At 50.9% G+C, this 19,107-nt stretch carries 10 protein-coding genes; 7 read left to right on the top strand and 3 right to left on the bottom strand.

What is annotated here, in order from left to right:
- The first annotated feature begins 83 nt into the window (after nucleotides 1–83).
- Together DFER_RS05145 and DFER_RS05140 are read left to right on the top strand one after the other, a co-directional pair.
- Nucleotides 84–899 (top strand): 2,3,4,5-tetrahydropyridine-2,6-dicarboxylate N-succinyltransferase, encoded by an 816-nt coding sequence (locus DFER_RS05145; protein WP_015810548.1) that lies wholly within the window; start codon nucleotides 84–86, stop codon nucleotides 897–899.
- A gap of 299 nt (nucleotides 900–1,198) precedes the next feature.
- A complete protein-coding gene (locus tag DFER_RS05140) occupies nucleotides 1,199–1,576 on the top strand; it encodes a helix-turn-helix transcriptional regulator (protein WP_015810547.1) in 378 nt (125 codons plus the stop codon).
- A gap of 34 nt (nucleotides 1,577–1,610) precedes the next feature.
- Here DFER_RS05140 and DFER_RS05135 read toward each other — a convergent pair whose 3' ends face one another.
- On the bottom strand, nucleotides 1,611–3,521 hold the full coding sequence (locus DFER_RS05135) for a T9SS type B sorting domain-containing protein (RefSeq protein WP_015810546.1): 1,911 nt from the start codon (nucleotides 3,519–3,521) through the stop codon (nucleotides 1,611–1,613).
- Between the two features lie 464 nt (nucleotides 3,522–3,985).
- Between DFER_RS05135 and DFER_RS05130 the strand changes: the two genes are divergently transcribed.
- The 4 genes from DFER_RS05130 to DFER_RS05115 all read left to right on the top strand — a co-directional run bounded on the left by DFER_RS05130 (nucleotide 3,986) and on the right by DFER_RS05115 (nucleotide 12,920).
- Nucleotides 3,986–7,162, top strand: coding sequence for a SusC/RagA family TonB-linked outer membrane protein (locus DFER_RS05130; RefSeq protein ID WP_015810545.1), 3,177 nt, complete (start codon nucleotides 3,986–3,988; stop codon nucleotides 7,160–7,162).
- An 11-nt stretch (nucleotides 7,163–7,173) separates the two neighbouring features.
- Entirely contained in the window at nucleotides 7,174–8,679 is a 1,506-nt protein-coding gene (locus DFER_RS05125) for a RagB/SusD family nutrient uptake outer membrane protein (protein WP_015810544.1), read from the top strand.
- 320 nt (nucleotides 8,680–8,999) lie between these two features.
- Nucleotides 9,000–11,306, top strand: a complete 2,307-nt coding sequence (locus DFER_RS05120) for a DUF1549 domain-containing protein (protein ID WP_015810543.1) — start codon at nucleotides 9,000–9,002, stop codon at nucleotides 11,304–11,306.
- A 186-nt stretch (nucleotides 11,307–11,492) separates the two neighbouring features.
- Nucleotides 11,493–12,920 carry a DUF1501 domain-containing protein gene (locus DFER_RS05115; RefSeq protein ID WP_015810542.1) on the top strand — a complete coding sequence of 476 codons (1,428 nt, stop codon included), beginning with the start codon at nucleotides 11,493–11,495 and terminating at the stop codon, nucleotides 12,918–12,920.
- A gap of 10 nt (nucleotides 12,921–12,930) precedes the next feature.
- Here the strand turns inward: DFER_RS05115 and DFER_RS05110 are convergent, their stop codons facing one another.
- Both DFER_RS05110 and DFER_RS05105 read right to left on the bottom strand, forming a co-directional pair.
- Nucleotides 12,931–13,791, bottom strand: coding sequence for a hypothetical protein (locus tag DFER_RS05110; protein WP_015810541.1), 861 nt, complete (start codon nucleotides 13,789–13,791; stop codon nucleotides 12,931–12,933).
- A gap of 8 nt (nucleotides 13,792–13,799) precedes the next feature.
- Nucleotides 13,800–15,221: an MBOAT family O-acyltransferase gene (locus DFER_RS05105; RefSeq protein ID WP_015810540.1), complete on the bottom strand. Its 1,422-nt coding sequence runs from the start codon at nucleotides 15,219–15,221 to the stop codon at nucleotides 13,800–13,802.
- 619 nt (nucleotides 15,222–15,840) lie between these two features.
- Between DFER_RS05105 and DFER_RS05100 the strand changes: the two genes are divergently transcribed.
- Nucleotides 15,841–19,086 (top strand): SusC/RagA family TonB-linked outer membrane protein, encoded by a 3,246-nt coding sequence (locus DFER_RS05100; RefSeq protein ID WP_015810539.1) that lies wholly within the window; start codon nucleotides 15,841–15,843, stop codon nucleotides 19,084–19,086.
- Nucleotides 19,087–19,107 lie beyond the last annotated feature (21 nt).

Genomic DNA, 19,107 nt, shown 5'->3' with positions numbered 1-19,107 from the left:
TTACCAGGATAACGAACTTTATCTTGGCGTAACTGCTTGTATAAGACCGCATTAAATGAACTTAATTAACTTTATACTTTAACATGGATTTCACTGCACAAATTGAAAATTACTGGGCTAACCGGGAATTACTGAAAGATGAATCGGCAAAGAATTTTATCCGGGATATCATTGAGGAAGTCGATAAGGGAAGGCTTCGTGTGGCCGAGCCGGATGCTAATGGCGGATGGATCGTTAACGAAGCGCTAAAAAAAGCGATCATCCTTTACTTCCCCATCCAGCAAATGCATGTTAGCGAAGTTGGCATTTTTGAGTACCATGATAAAATGAAACTAAAATCAGGCTACGAGCAACTAGGCGTACGCGTGGTGCCGCCGGCCGTTGCGCGATATGGTGCTTACATTTCCAAGGGGGTTGTGCTAATGCCGTCCTATGTGAACATTGGTGCCTATATCGACGAAGGAACAATGGTCGATACCTGGGCGACTGTCGGTAGCTGTGCTCAGATCGGCAAGAACGTTCACCTGAGCGGAGGCGTAGGAATAGGAGGGGTGCTCGAACCCGTCCAGGCAGCTCCCGTTATTATAGAAGATGGCGCGTTCATTGGTTCGCGCTGTATCGTTGTCGAAGGTGCGCGCGTTGGTAAAAGAGCGGTTCTCGGTGCCGGTGTTACGATTACAGGCAGCTCAAAAATCATCGATGTAACAGGCAGCGAACCAGTAGAGTACAAAGGTTACGTGCCGGAAGACTCCGTAGTTATCCCCGGAACGCTACCCAAAGAATTTGCGGCGGGAACCTATCATGTCCCTTGCGCCCTGATCATCGGCAAGCGCAAACCAAGCACGGATCTCAAAACTTCCCTGAATGACGCACTACGCGACAATAGCGTAGCCGTGTAGTTTCCTGGAGACACATCCAAATAGCGCATTCTCAGAGCGGCATGATTCGTCATGCCGCTCTTATTTTTTGCCCAATCTGCCTTTTTTCAGCGGAATGCTACCATTCAACATGGCTTTTAGAATGCATTTAGTTTCTGCAACAGGCGTTCCTTTTACGATAAGCCAATTTACATCCGTGAATAATTCGATTTCGGTTTTAATTTATAATTGTAAAATTGTGATAGTTTACATAATTGCATTATTAAAATTGAACAGTTTTTAATAAATTTACATTTGCATTTATAAATGTAATACCTGAAATGGACTTGACGGAGAAGATTAAACAGATACTAGTTGACAAAAATATCACCCCATCGTTGTTTGCGGACGAGATAGGTATACAGCGATCGAGCATGTCTCATATACTGGCCGGAAGAAACAAGCCTAGCCTGGACATGGTCCAGAAAATTGTGAAGCGCTTCCCCGATCTGGGCATTCAATGGATTCTCGACGACGAACCGCTGCCCGCAATGGCCAACGAACCGGTCTTAGAATCGCGCAAAAGAAGCGTTGCTGCGCCGCAGCCCGCACAAACGAATGTCGTGAAAGAGAAACCGGTGGTTTTACAAGAGAAGAAGATCGAAAAAGTGCTTATTTTCTACTCAGATGGCACTTTTCAGGAGTTTAAACAGGGGTGACAAACTGCGGAAGGGAAATTCAATTTCGACACAATTACTTCAAAAGAAGCACTGTTCCCTGAATTTCCTGCGCTTCCGTGCTGATAATATAAGGATAACTGCCCGCCGGCACCGGAACATTACGATAAGTGCCGTCCCAAGGATGCTCATAACCCTCGGTCTTGTAAATCAGCTCGCCCCAGCGATTGTAGATTCGCATTAGTACAATTTGCTCACGCGCATTGAAAATCTCGAAAGTATCATTCCGGCCGTCGCCGTTGGGTGTGAACGATGAAGGGATGTACATCCGCTTCATCATGTACACGAGCACACTATCCTCGACGGTGCAACCAGCGGCTGATGTAACCGTAAGGTGATAGAGCTCCTCCTCCCGGACCGGGGTAATAAGCGCGACCTTTTCGTCCTGCGCCGACAACAGCCCGTCGCCCGGCGACCAGGCGAAAGAATAGGATGCAGCCTCGGGCGTTACGACGGGAGTGATGAAGTCGCGGCCATCTTCCTGGATCGCCTTGCGATCTGGCAATGCGACCGCAAAGTCGTCCCTGATAATCTCGACGGTGTCCCTGCCCGGGCAGCCGGGAACTTCATCATCAATCGCGACGACGTATAGACCCGGTTCGTGCACAGTCAGCATTGGGTCTGTCACTTCCAGCTGCACATCGTTTTTGTACCAGACTAAGGTCTGCTCTGCGCCGATCAAACCATCGTTGGCCAGCAGCACGGTTGAATCTTCCACACAAATCGTTGACTTACCATAAGATATCACCGCGGCAACCGGCTCGGCAAATGTGGCCCGGACTACCGAAGACGCCGTATCGCGTGAACACTTTTTGGTATAACTCTTCACGACCGAATAGCTTCCCGAATCTTTGACCATAATGGTCGCCGACGTCGCACCGGAAATATTGAGTCCATTCAGTTGCCATTGGTACGACCAATCCACGGCATCGTCCGTGCTCAATTCCACCGGCATTTCCGGACAAAAAGTCACTTCGGCAACAGCATTGCCATTCTGCCTGATCACAGGTGGCTCGGGCTGATCGTCGTTGCAATCAATTACAAGCAGCTGAAAATCACGCCTTACCACCCCGATCCGCCTGCCATTTCTAAATTCCTCGCACTGAACGGTGAATACATACAGCCCGAGTGCGCCGGCCGTGACCGTGACCTTACCTGTGGCATCTACCCGCAGCGGACCTGGGCCGGGGATGGCATTGGTGATGCTCACACCACGCGACCAGCTCACCAGCGGGTAGGAACTTTTGGAAAGGCTGTCGCCAATAGACTTGTTCGGGTCGGTATTGCCGCGCATCGGAGTGGCGATCGAGTAACGAAGCTCGTCACCATCGGCATCGGTCGCACTCATATTCATCGAAAACGACCGGTTGCTGCAAATGTACTGTCCGTTTGGCTCGACGAGAACGGGTGAAGAATTAGCAACGGTCACAGGAGGGAATTCCAGGTAAAATACCATTCCGCTGTCGCCTGGATCTTCAATATTATTGATATCGTCATTTCGGCAGCAGCGTTCCCAAACAATAAAATATCCGTCGGGATGATTGAATTTCGCCGGATCGAGGTAGATGCTTCCTCTGTAATAACCGATGGATGTGTTGAGTGACCGGATGCTAGCGCAAGCGCGGTTCTGGTAAGTAAGCTGTTCCGTTTTGAGATAATCTACGGTGACGGTCGCTTTATAGCTCTTATTGCTTTTCTGGTAAATGTACAAATTCGCAAATTCGTCGCGGTTGCCGGAAACGTTGGGGCGGGGGATGGTCAGGTTGTTCTGATCCCAGAACTGGATCAATGTCACTTCGTACCGACCGGCGCCTCCCGACGGCCGCATTTGCAGCTCGCCCCCGACAATGTGGTTGGCATAAGTTAACGGCGTAAACCAGATTAACAGCGAGAAAACGAACAATCGGAACCGTAGATTTTTCATCATAGCGTGACTGATTGATTGACCGCCAATACTCTAAAATACGCATTTCACAGTGTATCACCAGATTACGTGTCCGTTAAATTTTCAGGATGAAGCCAGTGTTAAATTAATTGTTTCCAGAGTACAATTTTTGGCTGTTACCGGACAGCACAGGATAGTATGATATTCAAATACCGATACTATTGCAAAAATAATATAATTCAAATCATTAATTGTACATATCAAACACGAATGCCGATATGTACTTCATGTCCAACCATTTTGCCTTCCGGCGATATGTTTGAATTTTGTTATCACCGTTTCCAGCCACCCGGCTCTCATGTTCCACTTAAACCCGACTTCTATGACCAAACCTCAGGCATGACACCCTTTTTACTGAATGAATCATTAACTATTCCAATCCTAAACGTATGAATCTACCTCGACAATCAAGATTCGACACCGGCTGCCGTTCGCTTCGCAAGCTTATGCTCGGCCAGGTGTTAGTCGGCGTCGCATTCGCTGGTTTCCATGAAGTCAGGGCGAGTGCTATGCCGCTGAATGAAGTAATTACGGTCACCGCGGACCGCCCTCTGAGCGGAAAAGTGACTGACGAAAATGGCGCCGGCCTTCCGGGCGTGAGTGTAATCGTGAAAGGTTCCAGCACCGGAACTGTGAGCGATACGGACGGCCGCTACTCCATTAATGTCCCTGATTCGGGCAGCCCAATCTTAGTTTTCTCCTTCGTCGGGTACGTACCAAAAGAGATTACAGTGGGAAATCAGACGAATTTGGACGTTCAATTAGCTGTGGACAACAAAGCATTGGAAGAAGTGGTGGTAGTGGGTTACGGCACCCAGCGCAAGCGCGACATCACTTCGGCAGTATCCAACATTAATATGGAGGATATCGGGGAAGTTCCTAAGTCGAATGTTACCCGAATGATCCAGGGCCAGGCGCCGGGGGTGATCATCAAACAAAAGAGCGGGACCCCGGGCCAGCAGTTTGAAGTAAAGGTGCGCGGGATCAGTTCGCTTGGCGCAGGCAGCGACCCGTTGTATGTAATCGACGGCTTTCCTGTTGGTATATCGGTCGGACAAAACCTCAACCCCAACGACATCGAGACGATCACCGTCCTGAAAGATGCCGCATCCACGGCCATTTATGGTGCACGCGGTTCCAACGGGGTGGTTCTGATCACGACCAAATCGGCCAAAGAAGGAAAAACAAATCTTAATGTGTCAGTCGATTACGGAATTCAGAATGTGCCCGACGCCCGCAAAACCAAAGTGCTGAATGGCCAGGACTTCGCGCAGTTTAAGAAGGAAGTTTTTATCGGCCGGTACGTACTGGCTAACAAGCGGCAGCCTACCATTGAGGAGATCCCCGCTGACTTCCGCAACCCTGAAAACACCCAGTATTCCACCAACTGGTTTGACCTCATCCTGAACAACAATGCGCCTTATACCGATGTGAATGTATCGTTATCATCCGGAAAAGGGCCCATCAAATCAATGGTATCCATTGGTTACTACAAGGAGGAAGGTGCATTGAAATACACGGATTACGACCGTGCGTCCGTTCGCACGAACCTGGCAGGCGACGTCAACAAATTCATTTCGATGGGTGTCAATATCGCAGGTAGCTACTCACGGTCGAGCCTCGCGGCTACGGACGGCCGGAGCGCGCTGGTGGGTTTGACGCTCATCAGCGACCCGCGGTATCCGGCTTACGACGAAAAGGGTGAATTGATCCCGTACTACAATGGCGTGGGTGATATTTTCGGTTTTCCCAATCCATTGTACTTGCTGAAAGCGATAAGCCGCGACCGCAACATCGCCGACGTACTCGCGAATGGCTACATTGATTTCAACATTGCCAAAGGCCTGAAATTCAGGACGTCGGTGAATGCGAAGATCAATTATAACAAATACAAGGAGTTCGTTCCTTCCACGATCGGTCTGGCTATTGCAACGGGCACCAACGGCGCGCCGCCACGGATTGCAACCGAGCGTGACGATGCGGAAGAGCTGCGTAACTACACGGCGGACCAGTTGCTTACATACAATGTCAATTTCGGCGAAAACCACCATCTCGATGCCATGCTCGGCTACACCGCTCAGCAGGAGATCGTGAGAGGTTTGTACGGCTCCGGTAACACATTCCCCGATGACCTCGCTCCGTTCCTCGGCAATGCGACCATCCGTTCGTCCAACTCGATGGAGCGCAAATGGACTATGCTTGCCTACCTGGCACGTTTGAACTACTCATTCAAAGATCGTTACCTGTTCTCGGCATCATTCCGCCGCGAGGGCAGCTCCCGTTTCAGCGAAGGGCATCAGTTCGGCAACTTCCCGGCGGTTTCGGTGGGTTGGAGGCTTTCGGAGGAACCGTTTATCCCCAAAGCAGCCTGGCTTAACGACTTGAAACTACGCGGTAGCTGGGGTATGACGGGTAACAACACCTATCAGGTAAGTGCCAACAACAACTTTGGTACGGGACAAAATGCAGGCGACGATGGCAACTATGCCAGCCTCGCGTTCCTAGGTTTGAACAACTACGTTTTCAACAACACGCTGGCGCCCGGAAAGACGGTGACACGTTTTGCCAATTCTGAACTGACCTGGGAAAAGTCCAATCAGCTCAACGTCGGTTTGGACCTGACCACATTCAATAACCGGCTTGTTTTCACGGTGGAGTATTACAAAAAGATCACCGACGACATGTTGCTCGGGTACAGCATTCCAGCCGTTTCAGGCTTTACTTCTACCTTGAAAAACCTGGGTAAGGTTCAGAACCAGGGAGTTGAGATCGCCGGTAGCTACCGCATGAAAATCGGACAGGTGAATTTCCGTACCAATGCAAACATTACTTTCAACCGCAACAAAATCCTGGCGATCCGCGGACAAAACGACTTTATCCTGCAAGGAAGCCAGTATGGCGGCTATAACATTCAGCAGGTGGGACGGCCCATCGGGATGATCTTCGGATACCGCAAGCTGGGTATCTTCAACACCCAGGCCGAGATCGACGCCGCACCGCTGCAGGAAGGCGCTGTGCCGGGAGCCATGAAATTCGCCGATTTGCACGGAGCGCCCGACGGCGGCCCGGATGGCATTGTGTCGTATGATACCAAAGACATGACCGAAATCGGTAACCCTAACCCGAAATTCAACTGGGGCTGGACCGTGGGAGCGGACTTCAAACGCTTTGATGTGAGCGTGTTGCTGATGGGCGCCCACAAGTTCGATATCTACCGGAACATTGAGGCTTCGACCATGAACATGGACGGCGTTTTCAACGTGCTCGAAAAAGCGAAAGACCGCTGGCGCTCGCCGGATAACCCGGGTTCTAACCCCAATGCGAAAAACTCTCAAGGCGGAACGGATTATTTCAAATGGTCACGCGAGAGCAGCGAACGCTATGTTTACGATGGCAGCCACACCTGGATCAAGAACGTGACGATCGGATATACACTGCCCAAAGTGGATGGAATCCTGTCGGACGCACGCATCTTCGTCAACCTGGCCAACCTGTTGCTGATCACGAAATATCCGGGTAACAACCCCGACGCCGGCGTAAGAGGCGGAACGGAGCTGAACAACGACGATGAGTCGTACCCCGTTCCGAGAACATTCTCCGCGGGTATTAAACTTAACTTCTAAAATTGACGAAGATGAAAAAGGTAACGATACTGGGAATCGCACTGGCACTGTGTCTGTCGTCATGCAGTGAAGATTTCCTTAACCAGACCGACCCGACGAAAGTGGGGGTTGATAAATTTTACAAAAACGAGGAGCAGGTCAAGCAAGCTTTGAGCGGCGTTTACAGCCAGGTACAGGCGCTTACCAATACCGCCTATCTGTTTGGTGAGTTTCAAACCGACAACACGACATTGGACCTCAACCCATCGGACCGCGGCGGTGCGGGCGGCTGGGAAGCATTCGAATTCGGGACCGTAAACTCGGGCAATGGCGAGATCGCTAACCTCTGGAACGGCTACTACGCCGCGATGTACAACTGCAACCTCACGCTGGAAAAAATGGTGGAAGCCACCATGAGTGAAAATGGCCGGAAAGAAGCGGAAGGCCAGCTCAAATTTCTGCGGGCTTATATGTATTTCAATCTGGTTCAATACTTTGGCGACGTGATCATTGTCACCTCTACGCTCGCTACGCCCGACCCTGCATTTGAGCTCGTGCGCGCGCCGCAGGCCGAAGTGTGGGCGCAAATCGAGAAAGACCTGAAAGAAGCCGCCGCATCATTGCCAGCCAAATATGCGGCCGCTGCCGACAAGGGCAGGGCTACCAAAGGTGCCGCATTGAGCCTGCTGGGCAAGTCGTACCTGACGCAGAAGAAGTATGCCGATGCCGTGACTACGCTCAAAGAGGTGACCACGCTCGGCTATGCCTTGAATGCAAACTATGCGGATAACTTTGACCCGGCCCCGGCCAAAAAGAACGGCATCGAATCCATTTTCGAAATCCAGTACCAGGGCGATAACGACCTGGGCGAATGGAGCAGCTTCCAGTATGTGTTCGCTCCGCGCGTTTCACGGGGCGCGGTAACCGGCTATGCAGCCGGAGCGAACGGCGGCCGGAATGTGCCTACCAACGACATCATGGCTGCTTACGAAAAAGGCGACCTGCGTAAGGACATTTCGCTGAAACCCGATTTCACGCTCGACGGAAAAGTGTATCCGGTACCCTATGTATCGAAATACAACTATCCGCACACGATCGTGCAACGGACCAACACGAACTGGCCGATCCTGCGCTACGCGGATGTGCTGCTGATGCTCGCGGAATCCATCAACGAGCAATCCGGGCCTACTGCCGAAGCATTGGGTTACCTGAACCAGGTCCGCAAACGCGCCGGACTGGCCGATCTCACCATTGCCGACAAAGTGGCTTTCCGCACGGCGGTTTTAAAGGAGAGAAGATTGGAGCTCGCATTCGAAAACCATCGCTGGTTTGACCTGAAAAGGACGAAAACACCAGCTGAGTGGGCTGCATTCATGAATGCGCACGGAGCCCAGGAGCGCGCGAAACCGACCGTAGACCGCGGCAATGTGCCATTCAATTCGACTGACTACGTCTACACGGAAAATGAGTACGTGCTGCCGCTTCCGGCACCGCAAATTCTCATTAATCCAAAACTGGCACAAAATCCAGGCTACTGAGTCGCAAGACGCCAAAAACACGCAGGAGAGACAGTTACAATATGTCTCTCCTGTTAAATTTTATAACTAATCCGTGAGCAAATTCGTTATAGACCTAATAGTCAATTCCATAGCGGAATCGCCTTTATATAAACCATTTTAGAAAAACATGAATATTTATCATTTCTAACAAGACAGAACAGGATACTTTCTTCCTGACAACCTCTTAGTATTGTATGATATTGCGGAACGTCCCGGCTGACATTCCTAAACCACTAACCCCTTGAACTGTGTTACTCCAAGCAACCGAAACTTTCTGGCTTTGGCAATTTTTAGGACGATTGCACCCCTTACTGGTTCACTTTCCCATTGGACTTCTCGGCATTGCACTGCTTTTTGAACTTATCGACTGGAAGCATAAGTCGACCGTCCTGCGCGACGGAACGCGCATTATCACGTGGATCAGCGCCGGCAGCGCCGTAGTTGCCGTGGTGTTCGGATTACTGCTCGCCAGCTCCGAGGATTCCAGCGGAACCAACCTTGAAATCCACCGTTGGGCGGGGATCGCCACAATGGTGCTTTCCCTGGCAACGGCATTTACATTACGCTCCGGCAACCGCGGACTGTTCCGCGGCCTGCTGCTGACGACCGTTTTCGGCGTTTCGTTTGCAGGGCATTATGGCGCCATGCTCACCCACGGCGAAGATTACCTCACGAGCGTGCTCCCGGGCAACGAAACCGTGGAACCGGAAGGCGACACCGAGGCCGACTTCGTACTCACCAACAACGGCGCATTAACCCCCGAACAAATTCAGAATGTGAATGTGGAAGTCAGGACGATCCTGGCGCACAACTGTTACAGCTGCCACAGCGAGACAAAAATGAAAGGCGATCTCCGGCTGGACAGCAAAGATGTCATCATGAAAGGCGGCGAGCACGGTGTGGTAGTGGTACCAAACCACCCCGATAAAAGCGAACTCATCCGGCGGATTTCACTCCCAAAAGGCCACAAGGAGGCCATGCCCACCAAAGGCAAGCGGCTGACCGAGAAGGAGATCAAACTCCTGGAATTCTGGATTGAAAAAGGTGCACCCTGGCCGGACGGCAAGGAAAAAAGCATTTACCGCGTAGCCGAACTTGCTCCCCGCACACCGGCAGTTCCTGCGGCCACAGCGGAGCTAAGCAAGCCGGTCGATCTTTTTGTGAATGCTTATTTTCAAAAAAACAACATCGCATGGAAACCGGTGGTCGACGATCGGACCTATATCCGCAGGGTGTCTCTGGACATCGTCGGGCTGCTGCCCGCTCCTGAAAAGGTGGATGCATTCGTAGCCGACACCCGGCCGGATAAGCGGGAACTTTTAGCCAAAGAACTGCTGGCGCAAAACGACGCCTATGCGCAACACTGGATGACATTCTGGAACGATGCGCTCAGAAACGACTATGACGGAACGGGCTATATTACCGGTGGCCGTTTTAGTATTTCAAAATGGCTGTATGCAAGTTTGCTGGACAACAAGCCATACAACTGGTTTGTGAAGGAGCTCATCAGCCCGGACAAGGAATCGGAGGGCTTTATCAAAGGGATCAAATGGCGGGGAACAATCAATTCCAGCCAACGGACCGAAATGCAGGCCGCGCAGAATGTGGCACAAGTGTTTTTGGGTTTGAATTTAAAATGCGCTTCCTGCCATGACAGCTTCATCAGCGACTGGAAACTGGCCGACGCTTACGCATTCGCAAACATATTCGCCGACACATTGCTGGAAATCAACCGCTGCGACAAACCGACCGGTAAAATTGCGGGTACCCGCGTCCTTTATCCGGAGCTGGGCGAAATCGAGGTGAATGCCAGCACGGAAAAACGCCTGCGCCAACTTGCCGATTTCCTTGTCCAACCCAAAGACGGCCGCTTGTACAGAACGCTGGTGAACCGCGTGTGGGCGCAAATGATGGGCCGGGGAATTGTGGAGCCGGTGGATGCGATGGATAACCTGCCATGGAGCCAGGACCTGCTCGACTGGATGGCCTCCGATTTTGTGACCAATGGTTATGACGTTAAAAAACTCATTTACACGATCGTCACTTCCAAAACCTACCAACTGCCTTCTTCGTCTGTGAAAGAGGCGGGAGACATTGCCGCGGCCGATTACAAATTTACAGGCATGGTACGCAGGCGACTCACCGCCGAGCAGTTTGCCGACGCGATCAGCACGAGCTTCATCCCGATGTACGGCGACACATCCATTGCGGCAAAGAAACTTCCCGAAGACATCAAGCAGCGCTTACCATTCCCGCGCGCGGCATTTGTGAAGAACGATCCATTCCTGACGTCACTCGGCCGCCCGAACCGCGAAACGGTGAGCACAGGCCGCACGTCTCAGGCGAACCTGTTGCAAGCACTGGAGCTCACCAACGGTTCAAAATTCACGGAAACGCTTAAAGCCGGATCGAAAGTCTGGAAATCGCAATATCCGACATCCGACTCGCTCGTGACGGCGCTATACCGGAAGGCGCTGGGCAGGGCGCCGGTGCCGAAGGAACTGGCCGCCGCCAAAAAGATCCTCGGTCCACAGCCTAGTGAAGAAGGGATTCAGGACCTCGTGTGGGCGATTGCACTCGTGCCGGAGTTTCAGTTGATATATTAAAAGAATGATACATTCATAATGTATTTAACATATCAAACTTATCAAACTTTAAATACAGTTTAAAAATTTGTAAAGTATCAAAATATTTAACTATATAATACTTAAAATAATATAAAAAGTATTTAAAGTATCATATGTGTATTAAGACAAATTATTGAAATACAGCTATTTAAAAAGATATTAAACATGAATATCCAATGGAGTAGGAGAGAGTTCTTGCAACGCGCCAGCGCGGCCACGATGGCTGCATTGGCAGCGGGAGCTCCCGTATCAAACCTGCTAACCTCGTGCCGGGGTAAAGCGGGAGCCGATTCGACGGCGGACACGGTGATACTATTATGGATGGCGGGCGGTATGGCGCACACCGAAACTTTCGACCCCAAAGCCTATACGCCATTCGAAAAAGACATGGAAGGAAACCGTGTTTTGAGCACATTCAAATCGCTTCCTACCAAGCTCGACGGCATCCATTTTTCGGAAGGCCTGCAATCGATAGGGCAAGTGATGGACAAGGGAACACTCATCCGCTCTTACGTGGCGGCCGACATGGGACATATCCTGCATTCGCGGCACCAGTACCACTGGCATACCTGCTACGAGCCGCCACAAACGGTGGCCGCACCGCATATGGGTTCGTGGATTGCAAAGGAGCTGGGACCCAAAAATCCGGTAATCCCCGCATTCGTGGACATCGGTCAGCGCTTCACGGTAGGCGAGGCCGAAGAGTTGAAAGCATTCCATACGGCGGGCTTCCTCGGCAACGAGTTCGGACCGTTCTTTATCCCCGACCCGAGCCAGGGCCTCGAAAGCGTGCGTCCACCCGTGGGCATGGATGCGAAGCGTTTTGAACGTAGAAACCAGCTGTACAACGAGCTGATCAATAACAGCCCGGTGGGGGAATTTGGCAGCGACTACCAGCGCGAATCCCTCAAACGCTCCATGGAGCAGGCTTATGCATTGCTCAATTCGCCGGAATCCAAAGCATTCGACCTCAGCACCGAACCTAAGAAAAGCTACGACATTTATAACACCGGCCGCTTCGGGCTCGGTTGCCTGCTCGCACGCCGCCTGACCGAACAAGGTGCCCGGTTCATCAGCGTGACCACCGAATATGAGCCGTTCAAAGGCTGGGACACGCACGAAAATGGTCATACGCGTTTGCAGGAAATGAAAAAGCAGATCGACGGTCCGGTGGCCCAGCTTATTAAAGACCTCGATGAAAAAGGCCTGCTCGACCGCACTATGGTTGTCCTCGCGAGCGAATTCAGCCGTGATATGATGGTGGAAGGTCGCCCGGATGCGAAAGTGAAGGAACAGGTAGCGCAGCCGGACATCCTTTCGGACCTCAAATTCTACGGCATGCACCGCCATTTCACCGACGGCTGTTCCATGCTCATGTTCGGTGGCGGCATTAAAAAGGGCTTTGTATACGGCAAAACCGCCGACGAACGCCCATGCAAAACGATTGAGAACCCGATCAAGATCGAAGGCGTTCACCAAACCATCTACCACGCGCTCGGCATTCCGCCGGACACGCAATATGAAATCGAAAAGCGGCCGTTCTACACGACACCGGATGGTAAGGGGCTGGCGGTGAAGGAATTGTTGATATAGTCAAACCATTTCAGGAACGCTTTGCAATGGCGTTCCTGAAATACCTGAGATAAGTGTAAACGGACGGTATGTCCAAATGCACACCGTCCGTCGTCCGGTAATTGTTACAATCGGGCACTGCTATAAAATCACATCCCAGCGGCAGAAATTCCTTTTTTACCTCATTTCTTATCTGCGACACTTTGCGAATGGAACACAACGCAGGGTCGATCGGCATTTCGAACAATGTCACGTGTGTACCTTTTTGTTGAAAATAGGTAACGAGCGCCTTTAACTTCTCAATTTGGCCTTTCAATACCTTATCATCGAGCGGAATGCTGCCTTTTTCAAGTTGAATATCCAACATGGTCCGGTAGCCGCGTTCATCTCTCGGGGGCTGAGCCTCGCGGAGTATCTCCGCATCGCTCGGCTTGTGCGGGCGATATCGAACCAGGACCTCCATCGGCTGGTAGCTATCCCGCCACGATTTTAAATAGGTTTTAATACCTGCCATCACCGGCAGAGAAAGCGCTTTTTGAAGGCCTGCGTCTTCGCTGCGTTCAATTACATTGGTTTCGATGTACAAGTGCTTAGGCACATATCCGGATTGCTTTAAGATCAGCAACCCATCAAACACCGATTGTCCCGACAACGCAAGGTTGCACATATCCGATGGCAGGCTGTCCTTGGCGATTTTGCCCCGCAAGCGCGCCGCCAGGGAAGAACCGACCATCACACTTGGATATTTGTCAGTACCATAAAGAAAATCATCCGCAACCATGCGATTAGTATGCCATTGATTCTGCCCGATGGTCCACCAAATATCTACATTCCGGACGAGCACTTCGTACGCGAGCACGAGAACGACGAAAAACAGTAAAGACTTTTTCATAGTAAATGCTAGAACTGAAAGTAAATAAACTCACCACCGATCCCGCAGTTGGTGGCAATCATGAAAAGCATCAATCCGTAAACCAGTGGTTCCAGCCTTTGCCATCGCAGCGCGCCCGATTGCAGATTTTTACTCAGATACAACAAATGATATACTACTACCGGTAACGAGTAGACGATAATGTACAGGATGCGGGTTTTATTTGAAGCAATGTTTGTATTATGCTTAATGGCAGCAATGTACTTCACCACGTCGGAAATGTCGGTAAGCTTGAAGAACAGCCATGCAAACGTAACCAGGCTGAAAACGAAAACGCCCGAAAGAATTCGCAGGACCCGGGGCGGCTCAGACTGTTTTCGGCCGTACAAATCCTTGATCAATCGCTCAATCGCCAATGCCCCGCCATGAAACATGCCCCAAATCGCATAGCTCCACGCGGCGCCGTGCCACAGCCCGCCGAGCAACATCGTGACAAACAGGTTGATATAAGTACGCACATTCCCTTTTCGGTTTCCACCCAGCGGGATATACAGGTACTCTTTCAGAAATGTCGAAAGCGATATGTGCCATCTTCGCCAGAACTCGGAGAACGATGTGGAGATGTACGGGAAATCGAAGTTCTTTTCGAGTCGGTACCCGAAAAGCCCGGCTACACCCAGTGCGATTAATGAGTAACCCGCAAAGTCGGCGAAGATCTGTATAGAATAGCCGAACAGTAGAACGATCAGCATGAGGGACGACTGCACTTCGAAATAGGGATATTGAATCCAATATGTTTGCTGGCTAAGCTGGTCGGCCACTACCATTTTAAGGAAGTAACCTGTGACGAGGTTCCGAAAGCAGAACTCCCAGGGAATGTCACGATAGAACTTTTGCCGGATTTGAGGAATGAAATGGTGGGCTTTCAAAATAGGCCCGGCAATGAGGTGGGGGAAAAAGGCGACGAAAAAAGTAGTATTCATTGCATGCGCGCCCAGCGACGGTGGCACAACGCCCTCTGTGCGTGTAGTTTCCCGGCCGCGGTAGGCATCCACCAGCAAGCTGATCCCTTCGAATGTAAAGAAGGAAATCCCAACCGGCAAAGGAATCTGCACCAGCCACGCACCGATTCCCTGTTCTGCATTAAAAAACGTGTTGCCAACCAGCGGACTGTATTTGAAGAAGGCGAGAATTCCCAGGTTAAAAACGACCCCAATGGTAAGCACTAGTTTTTGCGTGCTTAGTTTCCCGTATACGACGCTGTAACTGGAAACCACGTTGATCAGCACCGAAAAGAGAAATAACGCAAGGAGCGTCGGGTTGGCATAACCGTAAAAGACCAGGCTCGCTACAATGAGGATAGCCACCTGAACGCGCCGGAATGGCGGCAAATAGTAGATTGCAAACGTCACCAGCGTCAGCACGAGGAATTCGAAACTGTTAAAAAGCATAGGGTAGGGCTGTGGTTATCAGAGCAAACCTGAATGAAGAGATAATTATAAGAGGAAACTCCATTAATTTACCCATCGGGTACAAGAGAATGATTTAACGGTATATTCCCAACACGAGCAGTTAACCTATTCCAATTTTCGCTTCGGAAAAAAACTTCCGATAAAACAGCAAGTAATGCGAAATTCAGCCAGGCAACAAGCCACTTCAATACCCGATATATCCAAAAAACTCTTGTAAACGAAATATTGTTTAAAACCAGACAGAGCAGGACAGTCTGTTGTTGCATTCCTTCTACTATTGCATAAATGTTACTTTAAGAATGAATAATTGTCTTTTACACGTCAATAAGACATTTATTTCTTAAAGGATTCCAAGTCCTCATCAACACTGAATATTCCGCTTCCGGGCATCGGGTGCATGGGGAGTCGCGGTTGTTTGCTCAGCCCGGCAGGATTTTCGGACGCTATCAATCATTCACAGCCTTTCAGTTCCGACCATTGTTCACTTAAACCGATTACTATGAGAATACGAAGCTTAACCGATTAACCCAATCTTCCCCGGGTGTTCCGAATGGTTGTTCGGGGCCTCTGCTAATTACTAAATCTAAAAAAGAAGCTTATGAATCAATTTCGACAATCTCCTTATTGTGCAAGGTTGAATTCGATCCTGAAACTTTCTGTGGGCCAGGCGCTCATCGGGGTGGCATGCGGATTCAATGTCATGGCCAATAACAGTTTCAACCCTAATCCGCTGACGATAAACAGTAAGTTCTCTGTCGACCGGACGATTAAAGGGAAAGTGACCGACGACACAGGTGAAAAACTGCCGGGCGTGAGCATTGTGCTCAAAGGCACCACCATAGGAACAGTGTCCGACGCGGATGGATTATATTCGATCACTATTCCGGACAATGGAGCGGTTCTCATCTTTTCTTCCGTGGGTTTCCTCACCCAGGAAGTACCGGTAGGCGCGGGCTCGACCGTTGACATTAAACTCGCAACCGACGCCAAGGCACTTACTGAAGTCGTGGTGGTGGGTTACGGTAGCCAGTTGAAAAAAGAAATCACAGGAGCGGTGCAAACCGTTAAAAGCGAGGAGCTGAAAGACATTCCCGTTTCGCAGGTGACGCAAAAGCTGCAAGGACGGCTTGCCGGTGTGCAGATCAACCAGACGACCGGTAAGCCAGGGCAGGGAATGGCCGTGCGTATCCGCGGCCAGGTATCGGTAACGGCCGGTAGCGACCCGCTTTACGTGATCGACGGTTTCCCGATCACCGGCACCATCGGCCAGATGAACCCCGATGAAATCGAGGACATTACCATCCTGAAAGATGCCGCTTCGACGTCCCTTTACGGTTCGCGTGCGGCAAACGGCGTTGTACTGATTACGACCAAACGCGGCACGCCCGGCAAAACGACCATCAGCCTCAACGCATTCGCAGGTATCCAGAAAGTCCCGATGAGAGGACGCATTAAAATGCTGAACGCCGAAGAATTCGCGCAGTTCAAGAAGGAGTCGTTCGAAGATGAGAACCGCCCCGTACCCAAGGAATTCGAACGCCCCGAAGATTATCGCGGCAAAAACAACGACTGGTACGATGCAATGCTCCGCACAGCGCCCATTCAGAGCTATAACCTCACGATCAGTTCGAATAAGGAAAACATGAGAACTTCCCTCGTGGCAGGGGTTTTCAATCAGAAAGGGGTGGTGCTTAACAACAACTACAAGCGTTACTCGCTGCGTATGAACACCGATTTTGACATTTCTTCGAAGGTCAAAATCGGTTTTAACCTGGCCCCTCAGTTTGTGTACGACAACACACCCAGAACCGACGGTGACCGCGGTACCGGTGTGCTTTTCAATGCATTGCACACATGGCCGGTTATGCCGATCCGCGACGAAAATGGCGAGCTCACTAAATTCAACCGCTTCCCCGACGCAACCGGTAACATTTTTGCCTATCCGAACTGGGTACGTGCAGCCAACGAGCTGACCAACGAAACGAAGATCAACAAGCTGCTTGGTAACACTTACCTGCAATACACCCCGGTGAAAGGGCTGACGCTGAAATCGACGTTGAACGTCGAGATGGAAAGCAACAAGTTCTTCTTCTTCAACCCGTCCACGGCAACCAGCAATATCAACGTAGCAATCCCGACCACAGCCGTTTCGATCCGCCAGAATTATCAGAACTTCTCATGGCTGAACGAAAACCTTGCAACCTACAACCACAGCTTTAACGAAAAGCACAACTTCGAGTTGCTCGGTGGGGTAACCCTGCAAAGATTCCGCCAGGAATTTGACCGTATTACAGCTAACACTTATACCGACGACCGCCTGCCGACCATTCAGGGTGCGATCAACATCGACCGCGGGGGTAGTTTTAACGTGAATGGTATTTCAGGTTCCAACACTTTCAATGGTGCCAATGAGTGGGCGCTGATGTCGTACATTTCCCGTTTGACCTACAACTATAAAGGCAAATACCTCTTCACCGCGGCCCTTCGTGCGGATGGATCTTCGCGATTCGGGGCGGACAACCGCTGGGGTACTTTCCCTTCGGCGTCTGTTGGCTGGGTTATTTCGGATGAAGATTTCATGCAGTCGATCCCGAAAGTGTCTTTTGCAAAAGTACGCGCGAGCTTTGGTGTGATCGGTAACAACAACATCGGTAACTACACGCAATACGGACTCGTGAGCAACACGATCAATATCGTGAACGGCTCGAACGTATCAACCGGAGCAGCCATCACTTCGCTGGCTAACCGGAATTTGGGCTGGGAAACGACCAAGCAGTTCGACATTGGTTTGGATGTAGGCTTGCTCAACGACCGCATTCAGCTGATCTACGATTTTTACACAAAACGGACTACCAACCTGCTCTATGCGGTTCAGGTGCCGCAGGAATCAGGTTTCAGCAACTACAACGACAACATTGGCGAGATCAAGTTCTGGGGACACGAAGTAGGTGTTACCACCCGTAACCTGGTTGGCAAGCTCAAATGGACTACCAACGCCAACATCTCGTTCAACCGCAACGAAGTAATGGAGCTCGCTCCGGGCATCGACCGCGTGTATGGCACTTTCCACATTACGCAGGTTGGTCAGCCATTCGGCCAGTTCTATGGTTTGGTCAAAGAGGGCTTCTACATGAGCAAAGAAGAGGTGGCAAGTTCGCCCATCATCCCTGGCCGGTCCGCAATCGGTACGATCAAGTTTAAGGATGTGAATGGCGACAAGGTAATCACCAACGGCGGCGACAATGACGACCGCACGATTATCGGCAGCCCATTCCCGAAATTCACTTACGGTATCACCAACAACCTGAGCTACGGCAACTGGGACCTTTCCATCGTAGGTTCGGGTTCGCAGGGTAACCAGTTGTGGGTGCGCCACTTGTACAGTACCGCCAACCTCGACGGGGTGTTCAACATGGTTGCCGGAGCGAAAGACCGCTTCCGCGTGAAAAACGGCCCGAACCCGCTAACGGGTAAGCCCGAAGCACAAACCGTGATCACACCGGGTAAGGGAATGTACGGTGCTACCAACAACGGGGGTAATTACACCGGCATCGAACGCGACTGGAATAGCTCTCATTTCCTCGCTGACGCGTCTTACTTCACGATCAAGAACATCACATTGGGTTACAACCTGGGTGGAATCAATAAGTTTTTCAAATCGGCCCGTCTTTACGCCAGCGTTCAGCAGGTGTATGTATTTACAAAATATTGGGGTGGACCTAACCCGGAAACCAGCGCGCAAGGCGACGGACAGGGTGATGGCGGTAACCTGAGCCAGGGTGTGGACCTTTCAAACTACCCAGTGCCACGTACCTGGACATTGGGTGTGAACCTGAACTTCTAAGCTCGACTTGTAAAAACAGCT

This window comes from Dyadobacter fermentans DSM 18053 (genome assembly GCF_000023125.1).
Taxonomy (GTDB): domain Bacteria; phylum Bacteroidota; class Bacteroidia; order Cytophagales; family Spirosomataceae; genus Dyadobacter; species Dyadobacter fermentans.
This window is presented reverse-complemented; position numbering and strand designations above follow the sequence as displayed.

Coding starts and splice junctions, on each gene's coding strand:
- DFER_RS05125 (WP_015810544.1), top strand. CDS start 7,174: ATGAAAAAGGTAACGATACTGGGAATCGCACTGGCACTGTGTCTGTCG.
- DFER_RS05100 (WP_015810539.1), top strand. CDS start 15,841: ATGAATCAATTTCGACAATCTCCTTATTGTGCAAGGTTGAATTCGATC.
- DFER_RS05110 (WP_015810541.1), bottom strand. CDS start 13,791: ATGAAAAAGTCTTTACTGTTTTTCGTCGTTCTCGTGCTCGCGTACGAA.
- DFER_RS05135 (WP_015810546.1), bottom strand. CDS start 3,521: ATGATGAAAAATCTACGGTTCCGATTGTTCGTTTTCTCGCTGTTAATC.
- DFER_RS05105 (WP_015810540.1), bottom strand. CDS start 15,221: ATGCTTTTTAACAGTTTCGAATTCCTCGTGCTGACGCTGGTGACGTTT.
- DFER_RS05145 (WP_015810548.1), top strand. CDS start 84: ATGGATTTCACTGCACAAATTGAAAATTACTGGGCTAACCGGGAATTA.
- DFER_RS05115 (WP_015810542.1), top strand. CDS start 11,493: ATGAATATCCAATGGAGTAGGAGAGAGTTCTTGCAACGCGCCAGCGCG.
- DFER_RS05130 (WP_015810545.1), top strand. CDS start 3,986: ATGCTCGGCCAGGTGTTAGTCGGCGTCGCATTCGCTGGTTTCCATGAA.
- DFER_RS05140 (WP_015810547.1), top strand. CDS start 1,199: ATGGACTTGACGGAGAAGATTAAACAGATACTAGTTGACAAAAATATC.